The 6,832-nt window shown below is 48.9% G+C and carries 8 protein-coding genes; 3 read left to right on the top strand and 5 right to left on the bottom strand.

Going from position 1 to position 6,832, the window contains the following annotated elements; genetic code table 11:
• Positions 1 to 143 precede the first annotated feature (143 nt).
• On the top strand, positions 144 to 695 hold the full coding sequence (locus tag M0P74_15825; protein MCK9365056.1) for a hypothetical protein: 552 nt from the start codon (positions 144 to 146) through the stop codon (positions 693 to 695).
• 77 nt (positions 696 to 772) lie between these two features.
• Here the strand turns inward: M0P74_15825 and M0P74_15820 are convergent, their stop codons facing one another.
• The 5 genes from M0P74_15820 to M0P74_15800 form a co-directional block, all read right to left on the bottom strand.
• Positions 773 to 1,084, bottom strand: coding sequence for a cupin domain-containing protein (locus tag M0P74_15820; GenBank protein MCK9365055.1), 312 nt, complete (start codon positions 1,082 to 1,084; stop codon positions 773 to 775).
• A gap of 84 nt (positions 1,085 to 1,168) precedes the next feature.
• Positions 1,169 to 1,561 carry a BrnT family toxin gene (locus M0P74_15815; protein MCK9365054.1) on the bottom strand — a complete coding sequence of 131 codons (393 nt, stop codon included), beginning with the start codon at positions 1,559 to 1,561 and terminating at the stop codon, positions 1,169 to 1,171.
• Positions 1,562 to 1,621: 60 nt separating this feature from the next.
• Positions 1,622 to 2,839: a restriction endonuclease gene (locus tag M0P74_15810; GenBank protein MCK9365053.1), complete on the bottom strand. Its 1,218-nt coding sequence runs from the start codon at positions 2,837 to 2,839 to the stop codon at positions 1,622 to 1,624.
• 427 nt (positions 2,840 to 3,266) lie between these two features.
• A complete protein-coding gene (locus M0P74_15805; protein ID MCK9365052.1) occupies positions 3,267 to 3,383 on the bottom strand; it encodes a 2-hydroxyacyl-CoA dehydratase family protein in 117 nt (38 codons plus the stop codon).
• A gap of 454 nt (positions 3,384 to 3,837) precedes the next feature.
• Positions 3,838 to 4,062 carry an addiction module protein gene (locus tag M0P74_15800; GenBank protein ID MCK9365051.1) on the bottom strand — a complete coding sequence of 75 codons (225 nt, stop codon included), beginning with the start codon at positions 4,060 to 4,062 and terminating at the stop codon, positions 3,838 to 3,840.
• Between the two features lie 803 nt (positions 4,063 to 4,865).
• Between M0P74_15800 and M0P74_15795 the strand changes: the two genes are divergently transcribed.
• Together M0P74_15795 and M0P74_15790 are read left to right on the top strand one after the other, a co-directional pair.
• Positions 4,866 to 6,143, top strand: a complete 1,278-nt coding sequence (locus M0P74_15795; protein ID MCK9365050.1) for a glycosyltransferase family 4 protein — start codon at positions 4,866 to 4,868, stop codon at positions 6,141 to 6,143.
• Entirely contained in the window at positions 6,130 to 6,831 is a 702-nt protein-coding gene (locus M0P74_15790; GenBank protein ID MCK9365049.1) for a class I SAM-dependent methyltransferase, read from the top strand. Before M0P74_15795 ends, M0P74_15790 begins: the two co-directional genes overlap by 14 nt.
• The last annotated feature ends 1 nt before the right edge of the window (position 6,832 follow it).

Below are 6,832 nucleotides of genomic sequence, written 5' to 3'. Positions count from 1 at the left end.
GTTTCTTCAGTTGGCGGCTGGACGATAGGAGCCGGATGAGCTGAGAGGTTCACGTCCGGTTCTGTGAGAGCGTGGGAGTGAGATTCCCCTGCGCTACTCGACTCATCGTTCTGGTGAAGAGCCGCCAAGCGGGAGAACGGGTTATGGAAAGCCTGAAACGCTTCTTGGAACGGACTCTCAAACTCAGGATCAACCAGGAGAAAAGCCGTGTCGTCCCGACAAACCAGAGTGCCTTTCTTGGTTTCACTTTCCGTGGAACCAAAATTCGCTGGTCGGAGAAAGCCTTCCGTGAATTCAAGCGAAGGGTCAAAGAACTGACTGGCAGGTCCTGGTTCGTCTCCATGGACTATCGGTATAAGAAGCTCGCCGAATACCTCCGCGGTTGGATAAACTATTTTGGGATTTCGGAGTATTACAGGCCGATCCCCGAAATAGACCAGTGGCTGAGACGGCGCTTGCGGATGTGCTACTTCAAACAGTGGCGCAGGGCAAGAACCAAAGTGCGGGAGCTTCGCAAGCTGGGAACGTCGCTTTATGCGGCCATCTCTGTGGCGATCAGCCGCAAAGGGCAGTGGCGACTATCCCGGACGCTGGCAACGCAAACGGGTATGACCAACGATTGGCTCAAGGATCAAGGGCTTCTATCTGTCAAAGAGCTGTGGGTTCACATTCACTACCCGGCTACGGCCCGGTAATCTCTGTGAACCGCCCGGTGCGGACCCGCATGCCGGGTGGTGTGGGGGCTGGGGGAGAAAAACCCCCGGCTACCCGATTAGACTTTTTCAATAAAGAAAACCAAGACTTTGTCTGAAAGTTGTCTGCCGCGATGCTTATGATCAGGGCCCTCTGGAATGAAGATACCGTCACCTGGTTTATAAATTATTTTTGAATTTTCATATTCGATTTCCATTTGGCCTTCAATAAGATAGCCATAGTGTCCCTTTTCACACCAATGCGCCGGCATCTTTGATGAGTACTCAACCAGACGAAGTCGTAAATTATTCTGGTCAAGATACTTGTGTCTCACCCCTTCCATTGGCGATACCCATTCGAGTTTATCAAATTCTACCCTATATTGAATCATCACCTAAACTCCTTTTCTTAAGTCTGACGAAAAAATCAACCGGAGGGTAGCGATCGGCTGTATTGCCTTTGTTGGGGGCTCTAATTATTTCTTTGGGACCATGACTTCCCCATGACGGCAAGCCTGACGGTATATCTCCTCTTCTTGAGTACTCGCGCGCCTCAAAGAAATAACCCGCACGGTTTCATCTTGACGCATGGTCGTGACAAAGAAGACCACCTTTCCGGAATCGTCAAGAGTTATGTGCTGGTACCTAATTTCACCACCGCAATCAATTGGGTCACTTGTAGCAACCAGAGGTCGTCCCAGAGGTAGAAGCATACCCTCTAAAAAAAGAACAGCGCTTTCCAGAGAATACCCGTGTTTCTTCCGGTTCTCTTCCTCTTTGTCCAAGTCGTAATCAATCCTTGAACGCCCGATGATTAATCGAAAATCAGTTGATTCCCATGGCCCTTTCACTTCGTCATTATTCGCCATTCTGATCACCCCAACGAAAAAATCAGCCGCGAGTGTAACGAGTCGGCTGGATTGTCTTTATTAGGCCGAACCTCGCCAACGGAAAGCTCTCCGGTAGCCCAATTGTTCAGCTTCATGTATTGTTTCAACATATTTCTCGGTACGAACGTCTTGAATCTTTGTTCGGTCGTATTGCTGATCAAATGGCAAGTGGTATATCTTTGAAGAATTACACTTGATTGAAGGATATCGTACTATTGGAATATTTTCTCTATACTCAACACCAAGAACAGCGGCGAACTCCTTTGCCTCCTGTGACAATTCGGTTGATGTATAGAGCATGGCCTTGACTGGATTCTGAGAGAGGGTATCTTCGAAAAGTAGTTGTTGTCTTTGGGAATCACGCCCCATACTGGATATCCAGTACTCAATTGTCGTCCCGTAAAGTTGGAATATGTGTTTCTCATGAATCTTCTTGTGTTTAGCCCAGTACTTGCATTGAACAATTATGACTTGATTACCACTAGTGACAATTAAATCTCGCCCAAAGTCGCTGAGGCCCTCTTCTCTCCCAAAGTAGTTGACATTCCAACCGTTCTTTTCAAATAAATATCCGACATAGCGCTCGTAGTCCCGTCCGATTTGCCAATTGGTTTTGCGTGATGCCCAATAGCGATCAAGAGCTCTTTGAAACTTCTCTTCCCTGGTTAGAGAATTGTATTCACCAGCGGTTAAATATCGTGATATCGGATCAGAATTACTATCCTCATCCTCGTCATTGTTGTCCGTAGCTGAAAGCTCTATCAAGTCATCGTCGGTGATTTCACGGAATTCTGCAAGCCAAGGGAACAAGCTTTCATAGTATCCAAGCTGATACTTGTAGATTCGAAAGAGGCGTTCTGCCTCTCGTCGCTTCAGCGCGATCTCTTTTCGAATCTGTGCAGCAGTGGATGGCGCTGGATGCACCTTCTCGTCGAGGTAATCAGCTAAGCGCATGTCCATCAGCTTGAAATAGTCAGCGTAGGCTTCTGCTAGCCAAGGGAAACCAATGACCTTTTCTTTTGCTATGCGTTCAAGATCATTCTTGACTTCATAAACATGCTTTTCCCACTCCTCCGATTCCTTTCTTCTTTGTTCCTTCCATTGAACTTGCGCGGAGTGCAATGCTCTTTCAGCACTATCTAGAGCATCAAGACGTGGCTTTAGTGTATCATATTTACTTGCCTTTCCCAGGCGAGCGCCTATCCATACAAGAATCCAAATACCAGCACCGATACCAACCAGAACAATCAATCCCATATGTTATCTCTATCTTGGCCTAACAGTATTAATAGGCCTGTCTTAACATTTGGAGACAAGGCCAGTTGAAAATGTGTGGAGTTTTTGCTTACATAAGATGGTACGGTTACTTATGTCAAGCGAAACGTGCCCGTGCATATTTGAACATTTTCAATAAATTATAACGAACAATGCGTTGTTTTGCGCCTCACGCGACAAAAAAATCATAGGGCTTGAATTCAGGAACTGAGTTTGTTCTTCACACGCAATGAAAAAGTCAGAAGACAAAGCAGACACTGCTGCAGACGCCCCGTTTCTTTTTCCGGATACCGCCCCGGTCGCCCCAGCAGACGGCAGCCCCTGTATGAAGAAAAATCGTAACGTTATCGGATGGCTTGGAAAGGCAATCAACTTTGCCAGGGAGGTGGGAGCCGGTTAGATTAATAAGTTAACGGCGGCCACTCAAAACCTCGATAAAGGCCTCTATGCGAGTTTCCACCTGGCCTTCGGAAAAATTCCGTTCATCCACCATATCGGCTTCGATCATCAGCGTGGGAATCCCCATTTTTTCCCCGACAATCCGCTGGATGTCGTACTGGCCGAAGGAATAGTGTAATTAATGGGTGTCAGAACAACATTATCCAAAAACAGCTCCTAATGAGATAAATGTTACTCTGACCCCAATTCTTCACCGGTCAGGTGACTTTAGCGTTCGGCGAAAATTTGGGAGTCAAACGAAGCGACTCCTCCACTTTTTTGGATCACGGGATGTATGAAAGATGCTGTAGATGAACACCTTTCCACCGGCATACTCGTAAAAAATGGCATATGGAAATCGCCTAACCAATGCCCGACGATACTCCTCGTGAACTTTCGCATAGAGTTCGGGCATACGACAAATTACCTGAATACTGGCATCGACACAGCTAAGAAAATCTTCTCCCAAGCCAGGTCTACGATCTTCATACCAGCTATATGCCTCGTCGACGTCCTGTTGTACTTCTGGTGCGAATATTAATTCAGCGGCCATAGCGACTTCGAATCCTGTGTTTGACTTCATCCCACGAAAGCATCGAAGCCGGCTTGCTCATCAAGTTAGCTTTTCGACGAGCCAACTCTTCCTTTTGCCATTCATATACAGGAACCTCTGACGGGGCAGCCGCTAGATCATCCCATAGGTCTTCTACCAGTTGTAATTTTTCTGGCGGACTTAGGTCTAATATGGAAATATCATTTGAATTCATCGTTACCTCCTTGACATGGGCTATCGCATTCGCCCGATTTTATTCTTTTGGCTCCCAATCTGCACGTTGTATATTTTTCGCCGAACGGGGCGAGCTAAGCGCTCCAGCGACGTGCCGCGAACAAGTTATTCTATAGTTTCTTGATATCTCCGCCATTCGAGTGCAAAATCATAAGGAACCGGATCGTAACCGAGTATTCGCATCTCCACTCTCATGAAATGCCAACCTCCTGTCCCATCGCAACACTATGAAAGGTCATTAAATCTCTTGACAAAAATTATGCAAGCATTTTTTTCCCTTTTCCGGATATCATGTCAAAATGAAGATTATCAGGAAACGGAAATATCCACATGGTGACAATTCCTCCCGCATTAATGTCAAAATTTAATGAGCAACCGCAAATCAGGGCCATCCCCAGCGCCTTGCACGGTTCATATCTAAAGTGGCTGCGTTATTATCTGGATTTCTGTAAAAAGTATCACGCCCCGCCCAAACAGGCAGGAAGCCTGCCGCTCTTCATCCAAAAATTGCAGGAAAAAAAGGCAAGCAACTGGGCAGCAGGAACAGGCCACAGCAGCGATCACGATATATTACGATATTTTGAGAGAGAGGGGAAAGATCGGCATGAACCATCCGCTTGAACCCGCCGGTCTTTCAGCCAGTTCCCCGCACCGCGAGATAAAGAAGATGTCCGTAGCTGAAAAGTCGGCCACGCATAGCTTCGGAGAAACAAATTTTCGATTGCTAATTTACCGGGCCGGATGTATTCACCAGCGACAAAAAATCGAAAATATGGGGTAGTATTGAAACAGGCCAGACAAAAGGAGGTCATTGCAGGCAGGGATGTTTCTTCCCTGCGAATATGTCTGATGACCTATCGGGGAAATCCCGGCAGCGGCGGGCAGGGGGTGTACGTCAAATATCTGAGCGGCGCCCTCCGGGAACTTGGCCATGAGGTTGATGTCCTTTCGGGTCCGCCCTATCCGGAACTTCCCGAAGGGGTGCGGCTCCATAAACTTCCCGGCCTTGACCTTTACAATCCGGAACACCTTTTCAAACCGGAAAGGGGCCGTGATTTATTATATCCACTTAACATGCTTGAGTTCTTAAGCATGTCGTCAGGCGGTTTTCCCGAACCGTTCACCTTCGGCGTCCGGGCGCGCCGCCACCTGCTAAAAAACCGAAACAGATACGACATAGTCCACGACAATCAGGGGCTTTTTTATGACCTTGCGGCCATCGCTAAAGGCGGATTTCCACTTGTAGCCACGATCCATCATCCGATTACCGTCGATAGAAGCCTGGAGCTGGGAGAAGCTACTGGTTTTCTTAAAAAAATGAAGGTAAGACGCTGGTATTCCTTCTTGAAAATGCAAAAACGGGTTGTCGGAAAACTTCCTTATATAATTACAGTTTCCCAGGCTTCGCGCAACGATATTGGTAATGATTTCAAAATCCCACATGAGCGGTTTCGCGTTGTTCCGAACGGGATAAACACCGACAATTTTTTTCCGCTTAAGGATGTCAAACGCGCCGATAACCTGCTTATCACAACCAGCAGCGCCGATACGCCCTTGAAAGGCCTGAAATATCTCCTGGAGGCGGTTGCGGAAATACGTAAAACGAGGGACATTCGACTGGTCGTTATCGGCAAGCCGAAAAAGGGCGGGACGGTGGAGCGGCTCGCGCAGCAGCTTGCCTTGGGGGATGCGGTTCACTTTACCGGGAGGATTGCCGCCGGGGAATTTCCCCGCTATTACGCCGAGGCGACAATCGCCGTCATTCCCTCTCTTTACGAAGGTTTCGGCATGCCAGCGGGCGAGGCGATGGCCTGCGGGACGCCGGTTATCAGCACCACCGGGGGCGCCCTGCCGGAGGTAGTCGGAGACGCGGGGATTCTTGTGCCGCCGGGGGATGCGGGGGCGCTTCAGGCCGCGATCGTTTTGCTTCTTGATAATCCGGAACTGCGTATAAAACTGGGGGAAGCGGGACTTGCCCGGGTGAATGCGTCGCTTACCTGGAGGCACGCCGCCGAAAAAACCGTCGCGGTCTATCGGGAGGCGATCGATGCTTACCGTTGATTTCGCGCGAATTCCGACGGAACCGGGGACGCGGGTTCTCGATGCCGGCTGCGGGGCGGGAAGGCACGTCTGCGAGGCGTTTCGGCGACAGGGGGCGACGGTTGCCGGGGTGGACCTGAAATGGGACGATCTCTGTAAAACTAAGGCTTTTTTATCCGCTCTGGCGGAGGAGAATAACGGTGCATGGGCCATCGCCGAGGCGAATATCGCCAAATTACCGTTTGCCGACGGCTTTTTCGATGTCGTAATCTGCTCGGAGGTGCTGGAACATATCGAGGATGACAAAGCAGCGGTTTCCGAACTCCTGCGCGTCCTGAAAACAGGCGGTGATCTGGTCGTCTCGGTTCCCCGTTTCTTTCCGGAGAAGATCTGTTGGACAATTTCGGACGCTTATCATCAGGAACCGGGGGGGCATGTCCGGATTTACAGAAAGGACAAATTGCTCAGAATCCTTGAAAATGCCGGCGCCCGCTTACGGCGGATCGAGTATAAGCATGGTTTGCACTCGCCATACTGGTGGCTCAAATGCGCGGTGGGGCATAAAAATGACAATTTCCCGCTGGTAAAGGCATACCGCAGGTTTTTGGAATGGGATATCATTAAAAAACCAGTGCTTACGCGGACGCTCGACAGGATGCTCAATCCGCTGATCGGCAAGAGCGTTGTTTTTTATCTGAAAAAAGGATGAT

Source organism: Syntrophales bacterium, assembly GCA_023229765.1.
GTDB lineage: Bacteria > Desulfobacterota > Syntrophia > Syntrophales > UBA5619 > DYTH01.
The sequence above is the reverse complement of the archived record's forward strand: the minus strand, read 5'-3'. Positions and strand labels throughout refer to the sequence as shown.